Raw genomic sequence first — 24,423 nt, 5'->3', positions numbered from 1 at the left:
AGCCACGGTCGGCCCGCGGCCGAATGCCCCCGCGTCCGGCGGAACGCGCCTAGAAGCGGGCCGCCCAGCGCAGCGCGCGGGTGAACACCGCGAGCGCGCCGAAGTGCGCGGCGTCCGGCGGCACTTCCAGACGCGCGCCCGGGATCCGCTCGGCCAGCCACCGGGTGTGCTGCGCGGGCGCGAAGACGTCCTGCTCGCCGTGCCACAGCAGCACCGGCGTACGGATGTCCTCCGGACGGAACTGCCAGGGCGAGCCCAGCGCCAGGATGTCGTCCACCCATCCGTCGGCCGAACAGCGCAGTCCCTCCGCGAAGTTGCGCACCAGCAGCGCCCGGATCGCGGCGTCGGTCAGCACCTCCCGGTCCGGCTCCGGCACCATGCCGTGCATCGCGGTGACCGTCGCCCTCGGATCCGCCCGTATCTCCTGAGCCCGCCCCTCGAAGGCGGCGGCCACCGCCTCCGGGCCGTCCGCCGCGACGGTGTACGCCCGGACGTTGTCCTCGGTCATCCCGTCGAACCAGTCGAGGCCGTCCGCGTCGCGCGGAGCGAGCGGTACGAGCGCCACCGCCCTGGCCGTACGCCCCGCGAGCAGCGCGGCACACGACAGCGCGTGCGGCGCGCCGCCCGAGCGCCCCACCACGGCGAACTCATCTATGCCCAGGGCGTCGGCGACCGCCGCCACATCCTCCGCCGCGTGCACGACCCGGCGCCCCGGCCGACGGTCCGAGTCCCCGTACCCCGGCCGGTCGAAGGTGATGAGGCGGACGCCCATCCGGTAGAGCACGGTGCTGCGGGGAGCCGGACCGTGCCGACTCCCCGGTGTGCCGTGCAGCAGGAACACCGGTCTGCCCAGGGGGTGCCCCCGGGTCTCGACGGCCAGCGCGCGGCCGTCCGGGGTGCGGACGATCTTCGGCAAGGGGCGCCTCCCGTGGGTCCGTTCGGGGGCTGGGGCTGGCGCCAGTATGAGCGCGCCCGGTCGGCCGGTACAGCGGTCGCAGGGGTGCGGCGGGACGACGGACGGGGTGCGGTGTGCGAGCCCCCCGGCCGCGCTCAGCCCAGCCGGGGTATCTCGATCGCCGGGCACCGGTCCATGACCATGTCCAGCCCCGCCGCCCGCGTCCGCTCGTACGCCGCGTCGTCGATCACCCCGAGCTGGAACCAGACCGCCTTGGCCCCGGCCGCCACGGCCTGGTCGGCCACATCCCCGGCCAGCTCGCTGTTCACGAACACATCCACCACGTCGACCTTGAACGGAATCGCGTCCAGCGACGGATACCCCTGCTCGCCGTGGACCGTCTCGGCCTTGGGGTGCACGGGTACGATCCGCTTCCCGTACCGCTGCAGCACCGCCGCCACGCCATGGGCCGCGCGGCGCTCATTGGACGAGAGACCCACGACCGCCCAGGTGTCCCCGGTCTCGGTCAGGACCTTGCGGATGGTGTCCTGCTCGCTGGTCACTCCGTGCCTCCTGCGGACCGCAGGTCCGTTAGATGTGCTCCTCTCCCGAAGAACGAACGACCCGCTCCCGGAATTCCCGCTCGCCGGGCACGGTGCCCACGGCCAGCACATTGCCCTCGCTGATGTATCCGTCGGGCCCGTCGAGCGGATGGTCCGCCGCGTCCGGGTCCGCGAACCGGCGCCACTCCTCGCTCAGCCCGAGCGCCAGGGCCTGTTCGGCCAGCCGGGCGCAGGTCGGCGCGTAGAACGCCCTGGCCTGCGGAGTGAGCGGCGCGAAGTGCTCGATCAGGACGGTCCGTTGCCGCACCTGCGACAGGCCCGCGGCCTTCAGATGGCGGTAGAGGTCACGGGTGCGCAGGAGCTGGGCCGCGTATCCGGGAGTACGCCCGGCCGCGCGGAAGAAGTCCGTGAAGAGATACGGATCCGCCGGCCGCGCCGTGATCAGCTGGGCGTCCAGGTCCTTCACCGCTATCGTGCCGCCGGGCCGCACCACCCGCCGCAGCTCCCGCAGCACCAGGGCCAGTTCGCTGTCGCTCAGGTACTGAACGGTGTTCGCGCACCAGACGGCGTCGAACGTGGCGTCCGCGAAGGGCAGTTCCAGCAGATCGGCGCGGCGGACGTCCACCGGGCAGCCGGGTGCCCACCGCGCCAGCCGTTCGGTGGCCAGCGCGGCGTTCTCCTCGGCCAGGTCCACCGCCGAGACCCGCCCCTGCGGGCCGACCAGGTCGGCCAGGTAGGGCAGGAAGTCCCCGCCGCCGCAGCCCGCGTCCAGGACGTGCGCACCCGGGTGGATGCCCGCCTGCCCCAGCAGGGCGAGGTAGGCGTCCCGGCACGCGTCGAAGTGGGCGTCGACGATGGTGTGGTGGGTGAAACCGAGGCCGGTGGAGGTGGTGAACCCCCAGGCCTGGTGGTCTTCGGTCAGCATCAGCGCGCGCCCACTTCCGCCGAGGACGAGTCCAGCTCGCCCAGCAGGGCGTCCAGTTCGGCCCGGGTCGCCTCCGGTGCCTCCAGCGGCGGCAGATGTCCCGAGCGCGGGACGACCACCAGGCGCCCCTGGGGCAGGGCCTCGACCATCGCGCGCGTGTCCGCCTCCGTCACCAGCTCGTCCTCCTCCCCGACGATCACTACGGCCGGGATGTCCGTGGCCCGCAGGACGTCCAGGGCGTCCGCCCGCGCCGCGATCGCCTGCTGGGCCCAGGCCAGCGACGCGGGAGCGGCTCCGGCCACCACGGAACGAACCCGGTCCAGCACCTGCGGACGCTCGGCCCGCGTGGTGGCGCCGACCAGGAGGGGCGCGGTCGACCCGATGGCCGCCGGGCCCTTCACCGGGTCCGCCATCAGGGCCACGAAGCCCTCCCGTGCCGTGCGCGCGGCCTCGTCGTCCGCCTCCGCCCGTGTGGAGAGCAGGGCCAGCGCCAGGGCCCGGCCGGGATGGCGGCGCAGGAACGCCATCGCCGCATAGCCGCCCATCGACACCCCGGCCAGCACCGCGCGCTCGATGCCGCGCCCGTCCAGCTCACGGGCCAGGTCGTCCGCGACCGTGTCCAGCGACGGGGGACCGTCGCCGAGCGGGGTGCCGCCGAAGCCGCGCTGGTCGGGAGCGATGACCAGGTGACCGCGCCGCTCCAGCGCCTCCCGCTGCGCGTCCCACATCGAGGAGTCGAGGGCGAGCGCGTGCAGCAGGACCACGGGCACCCGGCCGTTCGTCCCCGCCGTCATCGCGCCGTGCTCCCGTTCTCGGCGTCCGCGACGAACCTGGCCGTGTGCGCGGCCGGTTCGGGGTCCCGCAGCCAGGCCAGCGAGACCGGCGCGGGCGGCAGGTCGGAGATCGGGATCACCCTCATCAGCGGCGGCGCGATGGCCTCCAGGGACTGGAACGTCAGATGCACGGCGTCGGTCCCGGAGAGCGTCCCCATCAGCCCCTTCACCGTGCCCATCTCGTAGGCGCGGCGGATCCTGCGTCCCTTCGGGGTGCGGGGCGGCACCACTTCGTCCCACACGTACTCCGGGAAGGCGCCGGGGCAGCGGAAGCCCTCGTAGGCGGCCAGCTCCTCCACCGACACGGACGCGTGCGTGGCCAGCGGGTGATGGGCGCCGACGATCACCGCGCGCGGGTCCAGCGCCACGGGCCGGCTCACCGCCAGATCCGGCTCCTGCAGCCCGTACTTGACGATCATGACGTCCAGTTCTTTGGCCCGCAGCCCACGGAACGGGTCGGCCACGTCGTACCCGACCAGCTCGACCTCGCTCGCGTCGCGGCCCGCCGCGCGGACGATCGCGGCGGCGAGGTCGGGCGAGCCGTGGATGCCCAGGCGGACGGGCGGCGTGCCGGAAACGCTGCCGGTGGGAAGCGTGGTGGGGTCAGTCATCGGGAGTCTCCTCGGTCAGTGCGGCGAAAGCGCGGAGTCGGTCGGGATGGGCGGGGTCGACATCGACGCGGAGCGCGGCGAAGGGCGCGGTGGCGCCGGTCAGGCTCGGGACGGAGCGCAGGGTCAGCCGGTCTCCCGGCGCGATCAGGCCGTCCAGGGCCGCCTCGACCACCAGGTGGTTGAGGTGGATGAGCGCCTCGGGCACGGGAACGCCCGAGGCGGCCAGATAGAGGTCGCGGTGGATTCCGGCCCTCGGCGGGGGGCCGGGTCGCAGCGGGGCCGGTCGCCCCGGGTCGTGCTGCGGCGTCGGCCCGGAGGCACCCCTTCTCGTCCCCGAACACCTCGTCCGGAGTGCTCAGTCCCATCAGGACCCGCATCAGCCCGCGCCACACCGCCCCGTCCTGGGCGGCGGCCGCCCGTATGGACGTGTCGGGGCAGCCGGCGTAGGCGGGCGGCAGGGGCCGGCCGTGCACGACGGCGCTCCAGCGCCCGATCCGCTCCCGGTCGGCGCTCGACGCGTGCTCGTACCACGGTTGCAGCAGCACCTCCGCGAACTCGGCCGCGGCCTCGGTCCGCTGCCCGGCGGGGTGCGCGGCCAGCGTGTCGGCGAGGCCGAAGGCCTGGGCGAGCGCCAGCGACATCCCGCGCCCGTAGAGCGGGTTGGTCACACAGGCGGCGTCCCCGACGGGGAACAGGCCCGCCACCGGCGGGCGCACGGCGGTGGCGCGCAGCGCGTTCGCCGGGCTGCCGATCGCGTGCACGGCGGAGATCGGGGCGCTGACGGCGTCGTCGAGCCAGGCGGTCAGGCCCGGCGTGGCGCGCGCGACGGCGGTGAAGGAGCCGGAGTGCCGCAGCCGGTCCAGTTCCGTGTCGCCGGGCAGGGTGCCCAGGGCGATCGCGAAGGTGCCCGCGTCACCGGGGTGCAGCACGCCCGCGTAGTGGCCGAAGATGTCACCGGCGGCATGGCCCCGGTTCAGCGGTCCCGGCAGTGAGCTGCTTCTGAGCCGGTAGAAGCGCGTGAAGCCGCGCAGCCCGCCTGGGCTGGTCAGATCCCCCGCCACCGGAACCCCCGCGTCCGTGAGCCAGCCGCGGGCGGCCGCGCGGCGGCCGGTGGCGTCCACGACCACATCGGCGGAGAGGTGTGCGCCGTCCGTGGTCACCACGCCGCGCACCGACTGCCGGTCGGCGCTCAGCCGCAGCCCGCGCACCGTCGTGCCGTGCCGGATCTCCACCCGCGGCAGGGCCTCGACCACCCGGTACAGGACGAGTTCGAGCGTGGTGCGGCGGCAGCCCAGCGCGACCAGGATGTCGTCGCCCACCTCGCGCGCCCGGTCGGTCGCGCCCTGCGGCAACGCGCGCGTGAGGTCGAACAGCGGGGCACCGGCGGCCAGCAGCCGCTCCAGGACCTCGGGCGCGCGCGTGCGCAGGGTGCGCACGCCGAGCGAGGTCAGCGTGTGGGAGTGCTGGGCCTGGGGCACGGTCGGCCGCTGCCAGCGGCTGTGCAGATCGGCCATCGCGCCACGGGGCGGCGGGGCGGACCGCTCCAGGACGACGACCTGCCGTCCGGACCCGGCCAGCGCGAGCGCGGAGGCCAGACCCGCGACACTGCCTCCCACGACCAGAGCTTTCGCCATCTCAGCGCCGCCGACCGTGGATGAAGAACACCCGGCGCACATCCGTCTCGTGCCGGGGCGGCACCGGGTCCGGCCAGCGGCCGAAGTCCGCACCCGGTTCGCCCGGTTGCAGCGCCTCGACGGAGAACCCGAGGCTGTCGAAGAGCGCCTCGGGCTCGTCGGTCCCGAACAGCCAGGGGCAGCCCCAGCCCGCGAAGATGTCCAGCAGGCCGCGCATATGAGGAAGCGTCAGGGCGGCGGCGTTGACCAGGTCGGCGGCGATCCGGCTGCCGGGCGCCGAGAAGTCCGCGACGCGGCGCAGGATGCGGTGGGTGTCCTGTTCGGGGATGTAGTAGAGCAGCCCTTCGAGCAGCCAGGTGGACGGCAGGGCCGGGTCGTACCCCGCCTTCCGCAGGTCGTCCTCCCAGTCGGGCGAGGTGAGGTCCACGGCGACCGTACGGTGGTCGGTCCGCGGGCTGACGCCCTCCAGCCGGTCCTGCTTGTACGCGAGTACCGCGGGCCGGTCGACTTCGTAGTAGCGCAGCCCCTCGGGCCAGTCGAGCCGGTACGCGCGCGAGTCCATCCCGGCCGGGGCCAGCACGATCTGCTGCATCCCGGGCTCGCGGGCGGCCTCTTGGAGGTAGTCGTCGAAGAACCGGGTGCGGATGGCGTTGTAGTCGGGGGTGCTGGGGAGCGTACGCGAGGCGTCCGTCGGGAACGTCGCCTTCCGGATCTCCGCGAGCAGCTCCGGGCCGATCTCACCGCAGAGCGCGTCCGCGTACGGATCCTGGTAGATGCGGTCGGGCCGACGCGTCTCGGCGGCACGCAGGGCAGCGGTGAGCAGGGCGGTGCGTTCGACGGCGTCGAGCAACTCGGTCACGGGGTTCTCGTCTCCTTCGGTCGGATGGGTGGGGTGGGTGAGGACGTCGGGGAAGTGTTCGATGAGGGGTGCCCAGGCGGCGTAGTAGAAGGGGAAGAAGGTGGTGTGCATGAAGCGGGGGGTGACGGGGATTTTCTTGTGGGCGCCGGTGCTGCCGCTGCTGGTGAAGAAGACGGCGGGTCTGTCGGCGGTGAGGATGTTGTCCTCGCCTGCCGCGGCGCGTTCGATCCAGGGGGCGAGGGTGCTGTAGTCCTGGACGGGGACGGCTTTGCGCCAGTCGTCCAGGGTGCGTACGCGCGTGAAGTCGTGGGCGCGGCCGTAGGCGGTGTCGGCGTTGAAGGCGAGCAGGTCGGCAAGGACGCGCCGCTGGTGTCCGGCCGGGTCCGTGAACGCTGCCCGCAGCCGGGACCGCTCGGCGAACACCCGCGCCCGGTACCGCCCCACCCGCTCCGGATCTGTCCAGGTCAGACCGTCCCGGCGAGTCTCAGACGTAGTCATGGCAGACCGCCTCCCGCACGGCGTCGGCGGTCCGCTCGGGGGAGCCCTGCTGCTCCACGACCGTCACCGGGAGGGAGCGGATCTCGTCCCACATCAGCTTCTCCAGGTCGTTCTGGTACCGCTCGAACGACGTCCGGTTCGGCCGCTCGCCGTAGTGTTCGAGGGAGTTGAGCCGTGTTCCGCGGCGGCTGCGGCGCCAGGCCTCCTGCGGCGCGACCTTGAGGTAGACGACGTGCCGCGGCTGCGGGAACGAGCGCCACCAGTCGTACATGGGGTTCTCGCTCACCCCCGCGAGGCGGCACTTCGCGAGGATCTTGTAGTAGTACGAGTCCACGAGGAGCGGCTGTCCGTCGGCGGCGGCCGCGGCCGTGAGGAGCTGGTCGCGCAGGTGCACCACGGCGGTCTGGAGCATGCTGGCCATGAAGTCCGGCGAGTAGGCGCCGTCGGGCGCGGCGACGTCCTTGACCACGTCGCGCCGCAGCCGGCCGATCAGCGAGTGCCTCTCGGCGAGGAAGTGATCGTCGACCGAGACGACCCGGACCGGCTCCGGTCCTCCCGCGAGCCGCGCCATCGCCGATGACTTGCCCGCGTAATCGCCTCCCAGGAGGACGGAGAATAACGGGAGGTTTGATGACATATCGGGTTGCTCCTTACGGACCGGCGCACTCTCTGCTGTGGCACGACTCCTCCCCGCAGCCTGCGTGAGCCGGCTATAGGGAGAGTTGAGGATCAAGGGGGAGGTGCAGGTGAAGGTTCAACTGACGTCCACCGGGGAGTCGCCCAGGTGTGCCGCGAGACGTGGAGGCGGGAGCCGGTCGGACGTGCCGCGAGACGTCGAGGCGGGAGCTGCCCGGACGTGCCGCGGCAGGTCGACGCGGCAGCCGCCCATACGTGCCGTGGTGCCGGTCTCGGTGACATCCGTCACCCCTACGCCCCCGTGGCTACCGGGGATCCCCGCCCCCGCGCCCGGGGCGCCTGCGCGACCCGCAGGGCAAGGGCACCGCACCGCATAGGGTGGCCGTATGCAGGAGCAGTACCGGACGATCGCCCGCGAGGGCGTGCACGAGACCGAGGTCAACCGATCGCGGTTCCTCTGCGCGCTCGCGCCCGCCGCGACCGAGCAGGAGGCGCAGGACTTCGTCGCGCGCGTCCGCAGGGAGCACCCGACGGCGACCCACAACTGCTTCGCGTACGTCATCGGGGCCGACGCCTCCGTACAGAAGGCGAGCGACGACGGTGAGCCGGGAGGCACCGCCGGAGTCCCGATGCTCCAGATGCTGACCCGCCGCGAGGTGCGGTACGCCGTCGCCGTCGTCACCCGCTACTACGGCGGTGTGAAGCTCGGCGCGGGCGGGCTCATCCGTGCGTACGGGGGAGCGGTCGGCGAAGCCCTCGACGCGCTCGGCACCGTGGTGCGCCGGCGGTACCGCCTCGCCACCGTCACCGTCGACCACCAGCGCGCGGGCAAGCTGGAGAACGACCTGCGGGCCACCGGCCGCGCGGTGCGCGAGGTGCGCTACGCCGAAGCCGTCAGCATCGAGATCGGCATCCCGGAGGCGGACGTGGAGTCCCTGCGGCGCTGGCTCGCGGACATCACCGCGGGCACTGCGACGCTGGAGCTCGGCGGAGAGGCGTACGGGGAAGCGTGACAGCTCTGCGCCGTACCGGTAAGGCAGTTGCCGCCCGGGATGTCCGACCCCACCGTTACCCTCGGGGATCATGAGATTCCTGCACACGTCGGACTGGCACCTGGGACGCTCGTTCCACCGGGTCGCCCTGCTCGACGCCCAGGCCGCGTTCCTCGACCACCTGGTGGCGACGGTGCGCGAGCGCGAGGTGGACGCGGTCCTCGTGGCAGGGGATGTCTACGACCGGGCCGTGCCGCCGCTCGCGGCCGTGGAGCTCTTCGACCGCGCCATCCACCGGCTCGCCGACGAGGGCGTACCGACGGTGATGATCTCCGGGAACCACGACTCGGCCCGGCGCCTCGGCGTCGGCGCGGGCCTCATCGAGCGGGCGGGCATCCATCTGCGCACCGACCCGGCGGGCTGCGGCACCCCGGTGCTGCTGTCCGACGCGCATGGGGAGGTGGCCTTCTACGGGCTGCCGTACCTCGAACCGGCCCTGGTCCGCGACGAGTTCAAGACCGCCAAGGCCGGGCACGAGCAGGTGCTGGGCGCGGCCATGGAGCGCGTCCGGGAGGATCTCGCGGCACGCGCGCGGGGCGCCCGGTCCGTCGTCCTCGCCCATGCCTTCGTCTCCGGCGGCGAGCCGAGCGACAGTGAGCGGGACATCACGGTCGGCGGGGTCGCCGCCGTGCCCGCGGGAGTCTTCGACGGCGTCGACTATGTGGCGCTCGGCCATCTGCACGGCAGTCAGACCCTCTCCGACCGGGTGCGCTACTCCGGCTCTCCCCTGGCGTACTCGTTCTCGGAGACCACCCACCGCAAGTCCATGTGGCTCGTCGACCTGGCCGCCGACGGAGCCGTCGCCGCCGAGCGGATCGACTGCCCGGTCCCGCGCCCGCTCGCCCGTATCCGGGGCCGGCTCGACGACCTGCTCGAAGATCCCGCCCTCGATCCCCACGAGGACGCGTGGGTCGAGGCGACGCTCACCGACGCGGTCCGCCCCGACGACGCGATGGCCCGCGTCGCCGTCCGCTTCCCGCACACCCTGAGCCTCGTCTTCGAGCCGGACCGCGCCCCCGAGGACCCGCTCGCCTCGTACGCGCGACGCCTCCAGGGCCGCACCGACCAGGAGATCGCGGAGGACTTCGTGGCCCATGTGCGCGGCGGCAGCGGCCCGGACGAGCGGGAGCGGACGGTGCTGCGCGGCGCCTTCGACGACGTACGGGTGGAGTCGGCGCTCACCCAGGACCACGCGCGCGAGGGGGCCCGATGAGGCTGCACCGGCTGCGCGTCACCGCCTTCGGCCCCTTCGGCGGCACCCAGGAAGTCGACTTCGACGCGCTCTCGGCCGCCGGGCTCTTCCTGCTCCACGGGGTGACCGGCGCGGGCAAGACCTCCGTCCTGGACGCCGTGTGCTACGCCCTGTACGGGGCGGTGCCGGGCGCCCGCCAGAGCCCCGGCGCCGTGCTGCGCAGCGACCACGCGGCACCCGACACCGTCACCGAGGTCCTGCTCGATCTGACCGTCGGCGGACGGCGGTTGGAGATCACCCGGCGTCCGCAGCAGAACCGGCCGAAGAAGCGCGGCAACGGTTTCACCACCGAGAAGGCGCAGACCTGGCTGCGCGAGCACGACGCGCGCGACGGCGTCTGGGAGGCGCTGAGCCGCTCCCATCAGGAGGTGGGGGAGGAGATCGGCCAGCTCGTCGGTATGAGCCGCGAGCAGTTCTGCCAGGTCGTCCTGCTGCCCCAGGGGGACTTCGCGAAGTTCCTGCGCTCCGACGCCGAGGCGCGCGGCAGACTGCTCGGACGGCTCTTCGACACCGGCCGTTTCGCCGCCGTCGAGGAGCGTCTGGCCGAGCTGCGCCGCGCCGCCGAACAGCAGGTCAGAAGCGGTGACGAGCGGCTGCTCAACCTCGCCCAGCGGATGGCGCAGGCGGCCGGGGACGGCGCGGACGCGCGCGACTGGCCGCTGCCCGACCGCCGCCCCGGGGAGCCGGGGCTGGCCGAGGCCGTCCTGGAGTGGGCCGCCGTCGCGCGCGCCGGTGCCCGTGAGCGGCTCGCCGTCGCGGAGTGCGCCGTGACCCGCGCGCACCGAGGAGGCCGAGGCCGGCCACGCGCGCGCGGAGCGCGCACTGCGGGAGGCCGCCTCGGTGCTCGCCGCCGCGCGCGCCCGCTACACAGAGCTCGGCCGGCTGGGCCGCGAGGCCGCCGCCGAGACGCGCCGGATCGGGCCGCTGCGCGAGGAGTACGACCGGGTGGCCCGCCTCGCCGGGCTCACCGCGGGCACCTCCGCCGACAACGAGCGCAAGATGCGCCTGGAGTCCTACGTGCTGGCCGCGCGTCTTGAGCAGGTCGCGGCCGCCGCGACGGCCCGGCTGAGCCGGATGTCCGGCGGGCGGTACACCTTGGTGCACTCCGACGCCCGGGGCGGACGCGGCCGTTCCGGACTGGGGCTGCACGTGGTCGACGCCTGGACGGGCCGCGAGCGGGACACCGCGACGCTCTCGGGCGGCGAGACGTTCTTCGCGTCGCTCGCGCTCGCGCTCGGCCTGGCCGATGTGGTCACCGACGAGACCGGGGGCGTACGGCTGGACACGCTCTTCATCGACGAGGGCTTCGGCAGCCTCGACGACCAGGCCCTGGACGAGGTCCTGGACGTCCTGGACTCGCTGCGCGAGCGGGACCGCAGCGTCGGCATCGTCAGCCACGTCGGCGATCTGCGCCGCCGCATCCCCACCCAGCTGGAGATCGTCAAGGAGCGGAACGGCTCGCGGGTGCGCCACCGGACGGCGGGCGCCGGGGACTGAGCGCCCGTGGCCGCGCCCGGCGCCGGTGCTCAGCGGCCGATCGCGCGGCGGGGCAGGGGGGAGGAGTAGACGACGCTGGTCGTCACCGACCCCAGGGCGCCGATCTTCCCGGAGATCTCCTCCAGGTGGCTCATCGACCGCGCGCCCACCTTGATCACAAAGCAGTCGTCGCCCGTGACGTGGTGCGCCTCCATGATCTCCGGGGTCGCGTCCAGCAGATCGTGGAACGGCTTGTAGTTGCCGTTCGGATAGCGCAGCCGTACGAAGGCGAGGATGCCCCGGCCGAGCCGCTCCTGGTCGACGACCGCCGTGTAGCCCGAGATCACCCCCGCCTCCTCCAGGCGCCGCACCCGCTCCGTCACGGCGCTCGGGGACATGGCGACGGCGCGGGCCAGCTCCGCGAAGGTGGCCCGGCCGTCCTGCTGGAGGGCGTCCAGGATGCGCCAGTCGGTGGCGTCCGGGGAATACTCGGTCATGGCTGCCAGACAACAGTGAAATCCCCGGCGAATCAAGAGATGTTCCGGGGATCGCACCTTCCGGCCAGTGATCATGAGCCGTAGATTTCTGGCCATGACAACAACGCAGCTCGCCGCCGCCGCCAACCCCGTCCTGCGGGTAGCCCCGGCCGCGCCCGCCGACGCCGCCGCCTACTTCCGCGCCAGCCTGGTCTTCCACGCCGACGTCTCCGACGTGGCGTCCGTACTGGCCCAGGGCGGGGAGCCGGGCTTCGTCGTGCTGGACTCGCGCTCCACCGAGTCCTGGGACCAGGGCCACGTGCCCGGCGCCGTACACCTGCCGACCGCGCTCATCGCCGAGCAGGCCGAGCAACTGCTGGACAAGTCCGTTCCGGTCGTGACCTACTGCTGGGGCCCCGGCTGCAACGGTGCCACCCGCGCCGCCCTCGCCCTGGCCGAACTCGGCTACCAGGTCAAGGAGATGCTCGGCGGCTTCGAGTACTGGGTGCGCGAGGGCTTCGAGTTCGAGACCTGGGAGGGCCGCCAGAAGCCCGAGGCCGACCCGCTGACCGCGCCCGTCGGGGCGGAGAACTGCGGCTGCTGAGAGCGGCGGCGAGCGGCGGCGGTGGCCCTGCGGGGGTGGCGGGCCAAGAGGCCCACCACCCCGCGGACTCAGAGCTTGGACAGCTCGTCCACCAGGTCGTCGAGGCCCAGCGGCCCCTGCGAGAGAGCCGCCATGTGCCAGGCCCGGGCGTCGAAGGCGTCGCCGTGGTGCTTCTTCGCGTTCTCGCGGCCCATCAGCCAGGCGCGCTCGCCCAGCTTGTAGCCGATCGCCTGGGCGGGCACGGACAGATACCGGGTGAGCTCGCTCTCCACGAAGTCCGCCGGACGCCCGCTGTGGCTGCCGAAGAACTCCTGCGCCAGCTCCGGCGTCCACCGCTCGCCGGGGTGGAACGGCGAGTGGTCCGGGATCTCCAGCTCCAGATGCATGCCGATGTCGACGATGACCCGGCAGGCCCGCATCATCTGCGCGTCCAGATAGCCGATCCGCCGCTCCGGGTCGGGCAGGAAGCCCAGCTCGTCCATGAGCCGCTCGGCGTACAGGGCCCAGCCCTCGGCGTTGGCGCTCACCGTGCCGATGGTCGCCTGGTAGCGCGAGAGGCGGTCCGCCACGTGCCGCCACTGCGCGATCTGCAGATGGTGCCCGGGAACGCCCTCGTGGTACCAGGTCGAGACCAGGTCGTACACGGGGAAGCGGGTCTCGCCCATGGTCGGCAGCCAGGTGCGGCCGGGACGCGAGAAGTCCTCCGAGGGGCCCGTGTAGTAGGGCGCGGCCGCGCTGCCGGGCGGCGCGATGTGCGACTCCACCTTGCGTACCCGCTCGGCGAGTTCGAAGTGCGTGCCGTCCAGCGCCTCGATCGCCTCGTCCATCAGGGCCTGCAGCCACTCGCGGACCTCGTCCACGCCCTCGATGTGGACGCCGTGCACGTCCAGGTGGGCCAGCGCCTCCCAGGGGCCCGCGCCCGGCAGGATCTTGTCGGCCTCGGTCCTCATCTCACCGAGGATGCGGTGGTATTCGGACCAGCCGTACGCGTACGCCTCGTCGAGGTCCAGGGTTGTCCCGTTGAAGTAGCGCACCCAGCGGGCGTACCGCTCGCGGCCCACCGTGTCCGGCGCCCCGGCGATCGCGGGCGCGTACACCTCGCTCAGCCAGTCGCGCAGGGCGACCAGCGCCTCTCCCGCCACGCGCGCGGCCGCGTCCAGTTCGTCGCGCAGGGCGTCGGGGCCCGGCGCCACGAACTCCTCGAACCAGTTGCGGTCCGTGCCGATCCACTCGGTGAGCTGGCCGACGAAGGTGGCCGTGGCACGCGGTCCGGCGAACAGCTTGAGGTCGAGTCCCCGTCGCAGTGAGGCGCGGTAGCCCTCGAGCGCCGCCGGGACGGCGCGGAGCCGGGCGGCGACCGCCGCCCAGTCCGCCTCGTCGGCGACCGGCATCATGGTGAACACCTGGCGCACCGAGTGGACGGGCGAGCGCAGATTGCTGATGCAGCGCAGGCCCTCCTGCGCCTCGTGGACGGCGAGTTCGGACGTCAGACGCTCCCGCAGCAGTCTGGCGCAGCGCCGCTCGGAGTCGCTGTCCGCACCCGGCCGCCGTTCCGCTTCGTCGAGCCGCGCCAGCGTCGCGCGGGCGAGGTCGGCCACGGCCGCCTGCCCGGCGGGCGTGAAGTCCGGAAGCAGCCGGGCGCTCTTGCGCACGCCCAGATAGGTACCGGTGATGGGGTCGAGTTCGATGAGTGCGTCGACATGGGCGTCGGCGACCTGGCGGGGCAGCACGCTGCTGGAAGTGTCTGGCATGGTCCACATACTCGTACGAGCACGGGCTCCGCGTCACCAACAGGCGACCTTCAGCCACCGGAGACGGAAGGGGAGAGAGGGGACGAAGCGGAAGGTGACACCGGTGTCGACGAGGGGGGCAGCAGAGGACCGCACTCCCACTGCTGGAAGATCAACCGCGTCTCCACCCGGGCGACTTCGCGCCGCGAGGTGAACTCGTCGATGACCAGCCGCTGAAGATCGGCCGTGCCGGTCACGGCCACGTGGACCAGGTAGTCGTCCGGGCCGGTGAGGTGGAACAGGGCCCGGGACTCCGGCAGCGCCCGGATGCGCTCGACGAACGGACCGATCAGTTCACGCCGATGTGGTCGTACCTGTACGGAGAGGAGTGCCTCCAGGCCACGGCCCATTTTCGCCGGGTCCAGACGGAGCTGGTGGCCCAGGATGACTCCGGAGCGGCGCAGCCTGGTCACCCGGTCGAGGCAGGTGGAGGGCGCCACGCCCACCTGCGCCGCCAGATCGCGGTACGTGGTCCGGGCGTCGTTCTGCAACAGGCGCAGAATGTCCAGATCCACCGGGTCCAGTGCGACAGAATCGGCCATTGGCCGAACGTAGCACGGACCTCACCGCTCATTTCCGGTCATGGCTCCACAGTGCCGCCATGGACACCGACATGCAGGACCGTGCCCGGGCCGTACCCCGTGCCCTGGCCACCGAAGCAGTCCACGCCGGCCGCGACGACCTCGCGGGACTCGGTCTGCACGCCCCGCCGATCGACCTCTCGACGACCTACCCCTCGTACGACAGCGCGGCCGAGGCCGCCCGGATCGACGCCTTCGCGGCCACCGGACAGCTGCCCGAAGGACCCCCGGTGTACGCCCGCCTGGACAACCCCACCGTGGGCCGTTTCGAGACAGCGCTCGCACGGCTGGAAGGGGCCGCCGGCGCCGTGGCATTCGCCAGCGGCATGGCCGCGCTCTCCGCGGTGCTGCTCGCCCGGGCCTCGGCGGGCCTGCGGCACGTGGTCGCGGTCCGGCCGCTGTACGGCTGCAGCGATCACCTCCTGGACGCCGGACTGCTCGGTACGGAGGTGACCTGGGTGGACCCGGCGGGCATCGCCGACGCCCTGCGGCCCGACACCGGCCTGGTGATCGTGGAGACCCCGGCCAACCCGACGCTCGCCGAGGTCGACATCAGGGCCGTCGCCCACGCCTGCGGCTCGGTGCCGCTGCTCGTCGACAACACCTTCGCCACGCCGGTGCTCCAGCGGCCGCTCGAACAGGGCGCCCGGATCGTGCTGCACAGCGCGACCAAGTACCTGGGCGGTCACGGCGACGTCATGGGCGGCGTGGTGGCCTGCGACGACGCGTTCGCCCGGCAGCTGCGCCAGGTGCGGTTCGCCACCGGCGGCGTCCTGCACCCGCTCGCGGGCTATCTGCTGCTGCGCGGCCTGGCGACGCTTCCGGTACGGATGCGCGCCGCCGCGGGGAGCGCCGCGGAGCTGGCCCGCAGACTGGCCGCCGATCCTCGGGTGGCCCGCGTCCACTATCCGGCGGTGGGCGGGGCGATGGTCTCCTTCGAGGTGAACGGTGATCCGCACGGCGTCATCGCGGGCGTCCGGCTCATCACCCCCGCGGTGAGCCTCGGCAGCGTCGACACGTTGATCCAGCATCCGGCCTCCATCAGCCACCGCATCGTGGCCGAGGGAGACCGGCGGTCCGCCGGGGTGAGCGACCGCCTGCTGCGGCTCTCGGTCGGTCTGGAGGACGTGGAGGACCTGTGGGGCGATCTGAGCGCGGCGCTCAGCGCTCCGCCTGCTCGAACGACGGCTGATCGAACGACGCCTGCTCAAGCGACGGGCGCTCGAACGCCGGGCGCTCCCACGGCGGACGCGCCGCCACGCGAGCCTTCGGCAGCCGTGCGGTGACCACCAGGGTGCCCTCCTCGATCTGGTAGTCGAGCGGCAGGCCGAGGCCGCGCATCGCCGCCACCATCCCGGTGTTGGAGGACTGCGTCACCGCGTAGACGCTCTCGCAGCCCGCCTCGACCGCCAGCGCCACCAGGCGCTCCAGGAGCTCGGAGCCGACGCCCCGGCGCTGCCAGTCGTCCTCGACGAGCAGCGCCACCTCGGTCTCGTCGCCGTCCCACAGCAGATGGCCGAGGGCGACGAGCCGCCCCGAGGTGGTCTGGGCGGCGAGGGTGCGCCCGTAACGGGGGCTGAGCAGGTGGTTCAGGTAGCGGTCGGCGTCGCCGACGGGGCCGTGGTAGCGCAGGCTCAGCGTGCGGTCGGAGCAGCGCTCGTGCATGGCCTTGGCGGCCTCGACATCGTCCTGACCGGCCCGGCGGACGGCGATCTCGTTGCCCTCGGGCAGCGTGAGGACGTCCTGGCTGCGGGGGATGCGCGGGCCGAGCCGCGCGTCCAGCTCGACGAGCGCGCGCGCCCGCGCGAACTCGGTCGGCGTGAAGGGGAGGTAGGGCCGCTCGACGGTGATGACCCCGCCGTTCGGATCGCGCAGCCGCATGGTGGTCGATTCGAGTACGCCCTCGACCGGCGCCGTCTCACCGGTCGGGCGGCCGGACAGGGACACGGCGGGCAGCGAGTGGATGGAGCACCGGCCCAGCAACTGGCGCAGGGCGAGCGGCAGTTCGGCGGCGTCGAGGGCCGTACGGGTGGCCAGCCCGAGCACCCGGGTGGGCGCGTCCACCAGATCGTGCGCGTCCGCGCGCTCCAGCCAGATGTCGGCGCCGCCCGCCGCCGCGATCTCCCGGGTGAGCCGGGCGGCCGCGAGCTCGCCGGGGGCCCTCAGCAGGAGCTCGTCGACCGTGCCGTCGGCCAGCGGGTGCGTCTGGAGGGTGAGGATGTCGACCCGGCTGTGGGCGAGTGCGATGCACAGGGCGGCCAGGCTGCCCGGCTCGTCCCGCACGGTGGCCCGCATCCGCCACAGCGCGGTCTCGCGGGCGGCCGTTCCGCCTTCGCCGGTCCCGTCGGCGGGCGCGGCGAAGGCGGGGCCGGGCGCCGCGCCCGTATCGACGGGTGTGTCCGCCGGAGGCGCGTGGCTGTGGCGCCGGGCCCACCAGGTGTGGAACGCGGCCGTGGCCACCAGGGCGACCGCCGAGGCGATCAGCAGAAACGGTCCGTCCGGCCCGTGCACGACCGTGTTCGCCACGACGTCGGCCACCGCCACGGCCGTGAACAGCGCGGCCAGCTCGATCAGGTCCCGCCGCCAGTGGTGGCGGCGGGCGCTCTTGCGGGCAGTCAACTCAGGCATCTCAGTCATGCCTTCACTGTGACCGAGCGGTGTTGCGTGATCACGAACGCTTTGTGACTGATGGGTTAAGTGTGATTCTGGTGGTTTTCTGGCCGTTTCTTACGGCTTGTGGCGCGGAATGACCGTCCCGGTGCCGCAGTCCGTACGACGTCACCGGCGTCCGCCCGCACCCCCGTAGGCGGCTACTGGCCCACCAGCCCCGGCCTGAGGACCTTGGTGAAGAGTACCGAACCGCCCTGGGCGCGCAGCCGCACGGTCAGCTCGCCGCTGCCGCCGTCGATCTCGATCTCGCCGAAGTTCGGCGGGGTCTCCATCGGGGAGGCGTTGGCCGTGGCCGGCGCGTGGACGAAGACCCGGTCGGGGCCGAAGGTCGCGTCGAGCGCGTTCGCCGGGAACCCGCCCGCGGCGAGCGGCCCCGAAACGAACTCCCAGAACGGGGCGAAGTCCTTGAACGCGGCCCGCGACGGCTCGTAGTGCTGGGCCGCCGTGTAGTGCACATCGGCCGTCAGCCACAGGGTGCCGGTGATCCGGCGGTGCTTGATGAACCGCAGCAGCTCGGCGATCTGGAGCTCGCGCCCCAGCGGCGCACCCGGGTCGCCCTGCGCCACGGCCTCGAAGTTCGCGGGGCCGTCGGCGACGACCAGGCCGAGCGGCATGTCGGCGGCGATCACCTTCCAGACCGCCCGCGAGCGCGCGAGTTCCCGCTTCAGCCACTCCAGCTGCTCCGCGCCGAGGATGCCCACGGTGTCGTCGGCCTGGCGTCCGGGGGAGTTGGCGTCGCGGTACGTACGCATGTCGAGCACGAACACATCGAGGAGCGGGCCATGGCGCACGACCCGGTGCACGCGCCCCTCCCGGCTGCCCGGCCGCAGCGTGGAGACGGGGAAGTACTCGCTGAAGGCCCGCAGCGAACGCGCGGCCAGCACGTCGATGTTCTTCTCGGTGTAGCGGGCGTCGTCCAGGATCTGCCCGGGGTACCAGTTGTTCCTGACCTCGTGGTCGTCCCACTGGACGACGGAGGGCACCTGCGCGTTGAACCGCCGTACGTTCTCGTCGAGCAGGTTGTAGCGGAAGTTGCCCCGGTACTCGGCCAGGGTCTCGGCGACCTTGGACTTCTCCTCGGTCGTGATGTTCCGCCAGACCCGGCCGTCGGGCAGCGTCACGCTGGGCAGGATCACCCCGTCCGCGTAGATGTTGTCACCACTGGACAGGAAGAAGTCCGGGTCGAGCCGCCGCATCTCGTCGTAGACGCGGAAGCCGCCGATGTCCGGGTTGATGCCCCAGCCCTGCCCGGCGATGTCGCCGGACCACAGGAAGCGCACGTCCTGGTGGCGCGAGGCGGGCGCCGTACGGAACGTGCCGTACACCGGCTTGCCGGTACGGCGCGGGTCGTCGGGGTCGGCGAGCGTCACCCGGTAGTGGATCTGCTCACCGGAGGGCAGTCCGCGCAACTGCGTCGTACCGGTGAAGTCGGTGCCCGGTCCGAGCAGCGGGCCCTGCCATCGGCGCGCGCGGCGGAACGATTCGGTGGCGGAGGTCTCCACGACCATCCGGGCGGGCCGGTCGGACCGGGCCCACACGAGCCCCGAGGACGCGGTGATGTCACCGGTCTGCACACCCCAGTCGGCGCTCGGCCGCCCGGAGAGCGCCAGCGCGGGCGCGGCCGTGGCGAGCCCGGCGGGCAGGGCGAGCCCCGCGGAAGCGGCGAGCGAACCCTTCAGTACGGTACGGCGGTTGGGCGAGGGGATCCGAGGGCGGTACGGCATCGAGGCGCCTCCTGGGACGGTGTGGCGGGGCAGGGCTGTGTGGTCCGGCGCGTGCGGATCCGTGCCATGCCTACTGCCCGGCTGCGGCGCGGGTGCGAACCCCAGGTGAACAACCGGATGTTGGCCCTGGGGCAGGTGCTTCAAGGAGTCGGCCGAGGTCCGTCGACCGCGGCCGGGCGAACTGGGGCGACCTAGGGCGAGCGGCCGAGGACCAGGGGACGATCGCCGTGGTGATCTTGGGTGGGTACCTTCAGTGGAGGCTGCCCGCACGGCGGCCCCGGACATCAGCAAAAGCGAGAGCACAGGGAGCCCCCATGCCCGTCGGCGGCCGTTCACACATCCGTATCGCCCGCCCGTCGCGCGATCTGGCCGCGGCGGAGCGCTTCTGGGCCGAGGGTCTGGGCCTCGACGTCGTGTGGCGGCACGACGCGGAGGGCACCGCCCCCGGCGAGCACGCGCTGCTGATGGTCGGCTGGCCCGACGCCGACTGGCATCTGGAACTGGTCCACGAGCCGGCCGCTCCCGTCGAGCCCCGGCCGACCGAGGAGGACCTGCTGGTCATCTACGTGGACGACGAGGTTCCGCAGGATCTGGTGGCCCGCCTGGAGGCACACGGCGGCAAGCGGGTGGAGTCGCCCAACCCGTACTGGAACGAGTGGGGCGTGACGGTCGAGGACCCCGACGGGTACCGGCTGGTGCTGTGCGTGCGGGGCTGGTCCAACGGCTAGGCGCCGGTCCCGCAAGGGGTGCGCGGCTGCGACCTGTGCGGCTCCGCCGCTCGGGCGCGGCCGGCCCCGGACGTCCCCGCCGGTCCGGCGGAACACTCACGCACCACGCGCGCGTACCGCCCCGGCGAGCAGCCGTACCCCGCGCGCGATGTCGGACGGCGTCAGATGGGCGTACCCGAGCACCAGCGAGACGCCGTCGCCCGCTTCCGTCCCCCGTGAGCTGTAGTACGAGAGCGGGCGCACGGCCACGCGCGCGTGGGCGGCGTGTTCGAGGAGGCGGGGCTCGGGGCCGTACCGCTCGGGCAGTCGGGCGATGATGTGCAGCCCGGCCGCGATCCCGCTCACCTCGGCGCCGGGGACGTGCTCGTGCAACGCGCCGACCAGCGCGTCCCGCCGATCCCGGTAGGCGCGTTGGCAGCGGCGCAGTTGCCGGTCGTAGGCCCCGCCGGTGAGGAAGTCCGCGAGCAGCGCCTGGTCGAGGGCGGGGTTGCCGAGGTCCATGGTGCGCTTGCGGGTGACGATCGAGCCGGTCAGTCGCTCCGGCGCGAGCAGCCAGCCGAGCCGAAGGCCGGGAGCGAGCGACTTGCTCACCGACCCGGTGTACGCCACGTGCTCCGGATCGAGTCCCTGGAGCGCCCCGACCGGAGCCCTGTCGTAGCGGAAGTCCCCGTCGTAGTCGTCCTCGACGACCAGCCCGTCCACCGCCCGCGCCCAGTCCAGGAGTTCGGCCCGCCGACGCGCGGAGTAGGCGATTCCGGACGGGAACTGATGAGCCGGGGTCGTCACCGCGACCCGTACCCCGCTCGCGTACAGCGGGCCCATCGCCAGGCCCTCCTCGTCCAGCGGCAGCAGCCGGGTCCGTACGCCGGTGGCGGCGAACAGCGCGGTGTGCTCGGGGCTGCCCGGGTCCTCGACGCCCACGGTCCGCTCGCCCCGCTCCCCGAGCGCGAAGCCGAGCAGTGTCGTCGCCTGGGCGACCCCGGAGCACACCACGATCCGCTCGGGGTCGGCGACCACTCCGCGCCGCCGGGCCAGCAGCGCGGCCAGCGCGGTGCGCAGCTCCGGCAGCCCGCGCGGATCGGGATAGCCCAGTGAGCGGTGCGGCAGCCGCTCCAGGACGGCCCTGTGCGCGGCGGCCCAGGCGGCACGAGGGAACAGCGACAGGTCCGGGGTGCCGGGCAGGAAGTCGACCAGCGCTCCCGGGTCGCGCGGAGCGAGATCACGCGCGCGTGGTGCGTCGGCGGCGCGCGCGGCCCCGCCCACCCAGGTGCCCGAGCCCCGGTCGCTGCGCAGATAGCCCTCGGCGGTGAGCTGCTCGTACGCCTCGGTGACGAGGCCGCGCGAAACGCCGAGGTCGGCGGCGAGCTCACGGCTCGACGGCAGCCGCGTCCCGGCCGCGAGCCGCCCCGACCGCACGGCCTCCCGGAACGCCGACTGAAGCATCCGGCCCCGCTGCCGGGCGGGCGCCGCAGCGGCCGGAAGCAGTAGTTCCCAGGCCGCGTTCCACGTCGGCCGCGCGTCGTCGCCCTCCGGCGCGGAGGGCGAAGTGGTCCCCGATGACGTCATGGAAGTGGACCTTAAACAAGACCACCGCGCTGCCTAGCGTCGGGCCCATGAACGTGTCACAGCTGCGGGGCGCGGCGCTCGCCGCCGTCGCCTGCTTCCTCGTCGGCGGGTCCTTCACCGCCAACAGCGTCCTCGGCGACTATCCGCACGCGGGTGGTCAGGCCCTGCGCTACGGCCTCGCGTGCCTGTTGCTGCTCCCGCTGGTCGGCCGGGGCGGCGCCACCCCGCTCCGCCGCCTCGGCGCGGCGCAGTGGGGGCGGCTCGCGCTGGTCTCCGCCGTCGGCATGGTGGGCTTCAACCTGGCGGTGCTGGCCGCCGAGCGCACGGCCGAGCCCGCCGTCCCCGGTGTCTTCGTCGGGTGCGCACCGGTCGTGGTGGCGGTCCTCGTGCCGCTGCTCGACGGGCGGCGGCCCACCCGGCCGGTGCTGTACGGAGCGCTTCTGGTGGCTGCCGGGGCCTTCACCGTGCAGGGGTGGGGGCGCACCGACGCGGTGGGCATCGCCTGGTCGGCGGGCGCGCTGGTGGGCGAGGTGGGGTTCGCGGTGCTGGCGGTGCCGGTGTTGCGACCGCTCGGCCCCCGACTGCTGTCGGCGGCCGTGTGCGGCGTCGCGACCGTCGAGTCCGCCGTACTCGCCCTGGTCCTGGACGGCCGTGCGGCGCTGCGGCTGCCGGACGCCGGTGAGACGGCGGCCCTGGTGTGGCAGGCCGCCGTCGTCACCGTGGTCGGATTCGTCTGCTGGTACATGGGTGTCCAGCGGATCGGCGCCGAACGGGCCACGCTCTTCTCCGGCCTCATCCCGGTGTCGGCCGCGCTCACCGCCCCGCTGGTGGGCGCCGGAGCGTACGGCACGGCGCAAGCGGCGGGCAGTGCGCTGGTGGGCGCCGGGGTCGCGCTGGGCGCCGGTGTACTGGGCCGGCGCCCGAAGCCCGGGGGCTCAGCGGCTGGTGTCGAGGATGACGCGCGCGACCAGGGCGGGATCGTCGTTCATCGGGACGTGGCCGCAGCCGGGCAGCCGCACCAGCCGGGCGCCGGGGACGGTGTGCTTGGCGCGGATCCCCTGCCGGCGCAGCAGCAGCCGGTCCTTGGAGCCCCAGGCGACGGTGACCGGGACTCCGGTCACGTCGTCGCAGAAGCGGACGTCGATCCCGGCGGCCAGGGTCTCGTCGAAGCCGGTCGCGTTGCGCAGCGCGAGCGTCTCGGCGACGACGGCCTCGGGTGAACGGCGCCCGGGGCGCGCGTAGATGGTGCTCGTGAGCGCCGCGCGCCCGGCCACGCTCCTGGACAACCGCTCGATGGCGGGCAGCGGCAGCAGCCTCGCACCCCGCCGCATCGCGGTCAGCGTCGCGAAGGCGTAGCGGCGCTCCGCCTGGGTCCAGAACCCGGCGGGGGAGAGGGCCGTCACCGACCGTACGAGCTTCTCGCGCCCCAGCTCCAGGGCCAGCAGCCCGCCGAGGGAGTTGCCCGCCACATGCGGCCGTTCGATGCCCAGCTCCTCGCAGAGCGCGCCCAGCACGGGCACGACCGTGGACAGGCCGTACGAGAGGCCCTCGGGCAGTGCCGGGGACTCGCCGAAGCCGGGCAGGTCCACGGCGATGACGTCGCGCTCGGCGGCCAGCAGGTCGAACACCGGGTCCCAGGCCTGGCGGTGGTGGCCGATGCCGTGCAGCAGGAGCAGCGGATCGCCGGAACCGGCCCGCCGGTAGGAGACGGTCGCGGTGTGGCTGCCCCGGGGGGAGCCGATCGTGAAGGAGACCTCTTCGGCCATGCTGCTGCTCCCGGTCGTGGACGGACGGCGCCGCGCTGCGGCGACGGGCACGCGGTAGACGCCCTGTCAGCAACAATTACCCTTCGGTAGCTTGGAGTTCAAGAGGCGGGTCCCGGACACCGTGCAAGGGGCGAAGAATCGAACAGCGCGGGTTCTCCTTCTGGACAGCCGGTTGCCGGTCGGCTGGGATGGAGCGGTGACTGCCCCCACCGCCGCCGATCTCTTCGAAGACCACAGGTCCGTCCTCACGGGCGTGGCCTACCGCATGCTGGGCCGCGTGGCCGATGCCGAGGACGTGGTGCAGGAGGCATGGCTGCGCTGGTCGGCGCGGGACCGCGAGGACGTGCGCGACCCGCGTGCCTTCCTCGTACGGATCACCACCCGGCTCGCCATCGACCGGCTCAGACAGATCCAGGCGCGGTGCGAGGCGTACGTCGGGCCCTGGCTGCCCGAGCTGATCGCGACCGAATTCGGGCCCGTCGTGCCGGATACGGTCGAACAGGCCATGCTGGCCGATTCCGTCTCGCTCGCCGTTCTGGTGGTCCTCGAATCGCTCTCGCCGCTGGAGCGGGCGGTATTCGTCCTGCGCGAGGCCTTCGGCTTCCCCTTCGCGGAGATCGCGGCCACCCTCGACCGCTCCGAGCCCGCCGTGCGCCAGCTCGCGGGGCGCGCCCGGCGCCATGTCGACGAGCGCAAGCCACGCTACGACGTCGACCCCGCCCACCGGCGCGACCTCACCGAGCGCTTCATGGCCGCCGCGGGCGGCGGCGACCTGGACTCCATGCTCTCCCTGCTCGCCCCCGACGTCCGGTTCATCGGCGACAGCGGCGGCAAGTCCAAGGCCCCGATGCGGATCATCGAGTCCGCCGACAAGGTCGGACGCTTCCTGTACGCGGTGTCGCAGGAGGGCGGGCCCGACGGCGAGTTCCGCATCACCGAGATCAACGGCGGTCCCGCGGTACTGGTCCTCTATGACGGCAAGCCGGACAGCGTGTTGCAGCTCGACGTCCTCGACGGCCGCATCCACTGCGTCTACGTCGTACGGAATCCCGACAAACTGACCGCGCTCACCCGTGCAGAGTGCGTGGACCAGTCACCCTGTTAATCCTCACGCACCCCAGGAGTCACGACCCCGTGCCCGGATCCGGGCACGGGGCGCTTTGCTGCGCCCTGCTCACGGGACCGCGAACGTCGTGTGAACGCTCTGCGCCAGGGGTCGGATTCGTTCCGTAACGGAACGAGGATTGGTCTTGACCAAGGGGGTGTGCCGCCCTATGGTCGCAG

At 73.2% G+C, this 24,423-nt stretch carries 22 protein-coding genes and 3 pseudogenes; 9 read left to right on the top strand and 16 right to left on the bottom strand.

Going from position 1 to position 24,423, the window contains the following annotated elements; all coding sequences use genetic code 11:
* Positions 1 to 49 precede the first annotated feature (49 nt).
* The 9 genes and pseudogenes from A8W25_RS03150 to A8W25_RS03115 form a co-directional block, all read right to left on the bottom strand.
* The gene (locus A8W25_RS03150; RefSeq protein ID WP_067155345.1) at positions 50 to 916 is read right to left on the bottom strand and encodes an alpha/beta fold hydrolase; all 867 of its coding nucleotides are present in this window, start codon (positions 914 to 916) and stop codon (positions 50 to 52) included.
* Between the two features lie 134 nt (positions 917 to 1,050).
* Positions 1,051 to 1,458: a CoA-binding protein gene (locus tag A8W25_RS03145; protein WP_067155342.1), complete on the bottom strand. Its 408-nt coding sequence runs from the start codon at positions 1,456 to 1,458 to the stop codon at positions 1,051 to 1,053.
* 28 nt (positions 1,459 to 1,486) lie between these two features.
* Positions 1,487 to 2,383 (bottom strand): class I SAM-dependent methyltransferase, encoded by an 897-nt coding sequence (locus A8W25_RS03140; RefSeq protein ID WP_067155339.1) that lies wholly within the window; start codon positions 2,381 to 2,383, stop codon positions 1,487 to 1,489.
* Positions 2,383 to 3,177: an alpha/beta fold hydrolase gene (locus A8W25_RS03135; RefSeq protein WP_067155336.1), complete on the bottom strand. Its 795-nt coding sequence runs from the start codon at positions 3,175 to 3,177 to the stop codon at positions 2,383 to 2,385. The genes A8W25_RS03140 and A8W25_RS03135 overlap by 1 nt, the downstream gene beginning before the upstream one ends.
* Entirely contained in the window at positions 3,174 to 3,827 is a 654-nt protein-coding gene (locus A8W25_RS03130) for a LysR substrate-binding domain-containing protein (RefSeq protein ID WP_067155333.1), read from the bottom strand. Before A8W25_RS03130 ends, A8W25_RS03135 begins: the two co-directional genes overlap by 4 nt.
* A complete protein-coding gene (locus tag A8W25_RS34675; RefSeq protein ID WP_234386219.1) occupies positions 3,820 to 4,053 on the bottom strand; it encodes a DUF6182 family protein in 234 nt (77 codons plus the stop codon). Before A8W25_RS34675 ends, A8W25_RS03130 begins: the two co-directional genes overlap by 8 nt.
* 1,409 nt (positions 4,054 to 5,462) lie before the next feature.
* Positions 5,463 to 6,320 carry a class I SAM-dependent methyltransferase gene (locus A8W25_RS03120; protein ID WP_067156653.1) on the bottom strand — a complete coding sequence of 286 codons (858 nt, stop codon included), beginning with the start codon at positions 6,318 to 6,320 and terminating at the stop codon, positions 5,463 to 5,465.
* 84 nt (positions 6,321 to 6,404) lie between these two features.
* Positions 6,405 to 6,818: pseudogene (locus A8W25_RS31865) on the bottom strand (GH3 family domain-containing protein); the annotation flags it as partial.
* Entirely contained in the window at positions 6,805 to 7,455 is a 651-nt protein-coding gene (locus A8W25_RS03115) for a hypothetical protein (protein WP_067155327.1), read from the bottom strand. The pseudogene A8W25_RS31865 and the gene A8W25_RS03115, both read right to left, overlap by 14 nt.
* Positions 7,456 to 7,840: 385 nt before the next feature.
* Between A8W25_RS03115 and A8W25_RS03110 the strand changes: the two genes are divergently transcribed.
* From A8W25_RS03110 to A8W25_RS35670, 4 genes are all read left to right on the top strand, one after another.
* Positions 7,841 to 8,467, top strand: coding sequence for a YigZ family protein (locus A8W25_RS03110; protein WP_067155324.1), 627 nt, complete (start codon positions 7,841 to 7,843; stop codon positions 8,465 to 8,467).
* A 70-nt stretch (positions 8,468 to 8,537) separates the two neighbouring features.
* Positions 8,538 to 9,719 carry an exonuclease SbcCD subunit D gene (locus A8W25_RS03105; RefSeq protein WP_067155321.1) on the top strand — a complete coding sequence of 394 codons (1,182 nt, stop codon included), beginning with the start codon at positions 8,538 to 8,540 and terminating at the stop codon, positions 9,717 to 9,719.
* The gene (locus tag A8W25_RS03100) at positions 9,716 to 10,795 is read left to right on the top strand and encodes an AAA family ATPase (RefSeq protein ID WP_420708395.1); all 1,080 of its coding nucleotides are present in this window, start codon (positions 9,716 to 9,718) and stop codon (positions 10,793 to 10,795) included. Before A8W25_RS03105 ends, A8W25_RS03100 begins: the two co-directional genes overlap by 4 nt.
* The gene (locus A8W25_RS35670) at positions 10,704 to 11,255 is read left to right on the top strand and encodes an SbcC/MukB-like Walker B domain-containing protein (protein ID WP_420708394.1); all 552 of its coding nucleotides are present in this window, start codon (positions 10,704 to 10,706) and stop codon (positions 11,253 to 11,255) included. The genes A8W25_RS03100 and A8W25_RS35670 overlap by 92 nt, the downstream gene beginning before the upstream one ends.
* A 29-nt stretch (positions 11,256 to 11,284) precedes the next feature.
* Here A8W25_RS35670 and A8W25_RS03095 read toward each other — a convergent pair whose 3' ends face one another.
* A complete protein-coding gene (locus A8W25_RS03095) occupies positions 11,285 to 11,731 on the bottom strand; it encodes an Lrp/AsnC family transcriptional regulator (RefSeq protein ID WP_067155318.1) in 447 nt (148 codons plus the stop codon).
* A 94-nt stretch (positions 11,732 to 11,825) separates the two neighbouring features.
* Here A8W25_RS03095 and A8W25_RS03090 point away from each other — a divergent pair, with 94 nt between their 5' ends.
* The gene (locus tag A8W25_RS03090; protein WP_067155315.1) at positions 11,826 to 12,314 is read left to right on the top strand and encodes a rhodanese-like domain-containing protein; all 489 of its coding nucleotides are present in this window, start codon (positions 11,826 to 11,828) and stop codon (positions 12,312 to 12,314) included.
* A gap of 68 nt (positions 12,315 to 12,382) precedes the next feature.
* On the opposite strand, the gene A8W25_RS03085 is transcribed toward A8W25_RS03090, so the two are convergent.
* Together A8W25_RS03085 and A8W25_RS03080 are read right to left on the bottom strand one after the other, a co-directional pair.
* Positions 12,383 to 14,065, bottom strand: coding sequence for a DUF885 domain-containing protein (locus tag A8W25_RS03085; protein ID WP_067156650.1), 1,683 nt, complete (start codon positions 14,063 to 14,065; stop codon positions 12,383 to 12,385).
* Between the two features lie 50 nt (positions 14,066 to 14,115).
* Positions 14,116 to 14,646: an Lrp/AsnC family transcriptional regulator gene (locus A8W25_RS03080; RefSeq protein WP_067155312.1), complete on the bottom strand. Its 531-nt coding sequence runs from the start codon at positions 14,644 to 14,646 to the stop codon at positions 14,116 to 14,118.
* A 59-nt stretch (positions 14,647 to 14,705) separates the two neighbouring features.
* Here A8W25_RS03080 and A8W25_RS34670 point away from each other — a divergent pair.
* Positions 14,706 to 15,911 (top strand): annotated as a pseudogene (locus tag A8W25_RS34670) (trans-sulfuration enzyme family protein); the annotation flags it as partial.
* Here the strand turns inward: A8W25_RS34670 and A8W25_RS03070 are convergent.
* Complete coding sequence (locus A8W25_RS03070) at positions 15,847 to 17,313, bottom strand: GNAT family N-acetyltransferase (protein WP_199831669.1); 1,467 nt, start codon at positions 17,311 to 17,313, stop codon at positions 15,847 to 15,849. The pseudogene A8W25_RS34670 and the gene A8W25_RS03070 overlap by 65 nt on opposite strands.
* Positions 17,314 to 17,495: 182 nt before the next feature.
* Positions 17,496 to 19,079: an alkaline phosphatase D family protein gene (locus tag A8W25_RS03065; RefSeq protein WP_067155306.1), complete on the bottom strand. Its 1,584-nt coding sequence runs from the start codon at positions 19,077 to 19,079 to the stop codon at positions 17,496 to 17,498.
* A 314-nt stretch (positions 19,080 to 19,393) separates the two neighbouring features.
* Here A8W25_RS03065 and A8W25_RS03060 point away from each other — a divergent pair, with 314 nt between their 5' ends.
* Complete coding sequence (locus tag A8W25_RS03060; protein WP_067155303.1) at positions 19,394 to 19,807, top strand: VOC family protein; 414 nt, start codon at positions 19,394 to 19,396, stop codon at positions 19,805 to 19,807.
* Between the two features lie 96 nt (positions 19,808 to 19,903).
* On the opposite strand, the gene A8W25_RS03055 is transcribed toward A8W25_RS03060, so the two are convergent.
* Complete coding sequence (locus A8W25_RS03055; RefSeq protein WP_079125772.1) at positions 19,904 to 21,373, bottom strand: PLP-dependent aminotransferase family protein; 1,470 nt, start codon at positions 21,371 to 21,373, stop codon at positions 19,904 to 19,906.
* On the opposite strand from A8W25_RS03055, the pseudogene A8W25_RS31860 reads away from it, so the two are divergent.
* Positions 21,364 to 22,257 (top strand): annotated as a pseudogene (locus A8W25_RS31860) (DMT family transporter); the annotation flags it as partial. The gene A8W25_RS03055 and the pseudogene A8W25_RS31860 sit on opposite strands and share 10 nt — an antisense overlap.
* A gap of 51 nt (positions 22,258 to 22,308) precedes the next feature.
* On the opposite strand, the gene A8W25_RS03045 reads toward A8W25_RS31860, so the two are convergent.
* Entirely contained in the window at positions 22,309 to 23,139 is an 831-nt protein-coding gene (locus A8W25_RS03045; RefSeq protein WP_067155293.1) for an alpha/beta fold hydrolase, read from the bottom strand.
* Between the two features lie 196 nt (positions 23,140 to 23,335).
* Here A8W25_RS03045 and sigJ point away from each other — a divergent pair, with 196 nt between their 5' ends.
* Entirely contained in the window at positions 23,336 to 24,244 is a 909-nt protein-coding gene (sigJ, locus tag A8W25_RS03040) for an RNA polymerase sigma factor SigJ (protein WP_067155289.1), read from the top strand.
* Positions 24,245 to 24,423 lie beyond the last annotated feature (179 nt).

Source organism: Streptomyces sp. ERV7 (assembly GCF_001653515.1).
Classification (GTDB): Bacteria; Actinomycetota; Actinomycetes; order Streptomycetales; family Streptomycetaceae; genus Streptomyces.
This window is presented reverse-complemented; position numbering and strand designations above follow the sequence as displayed.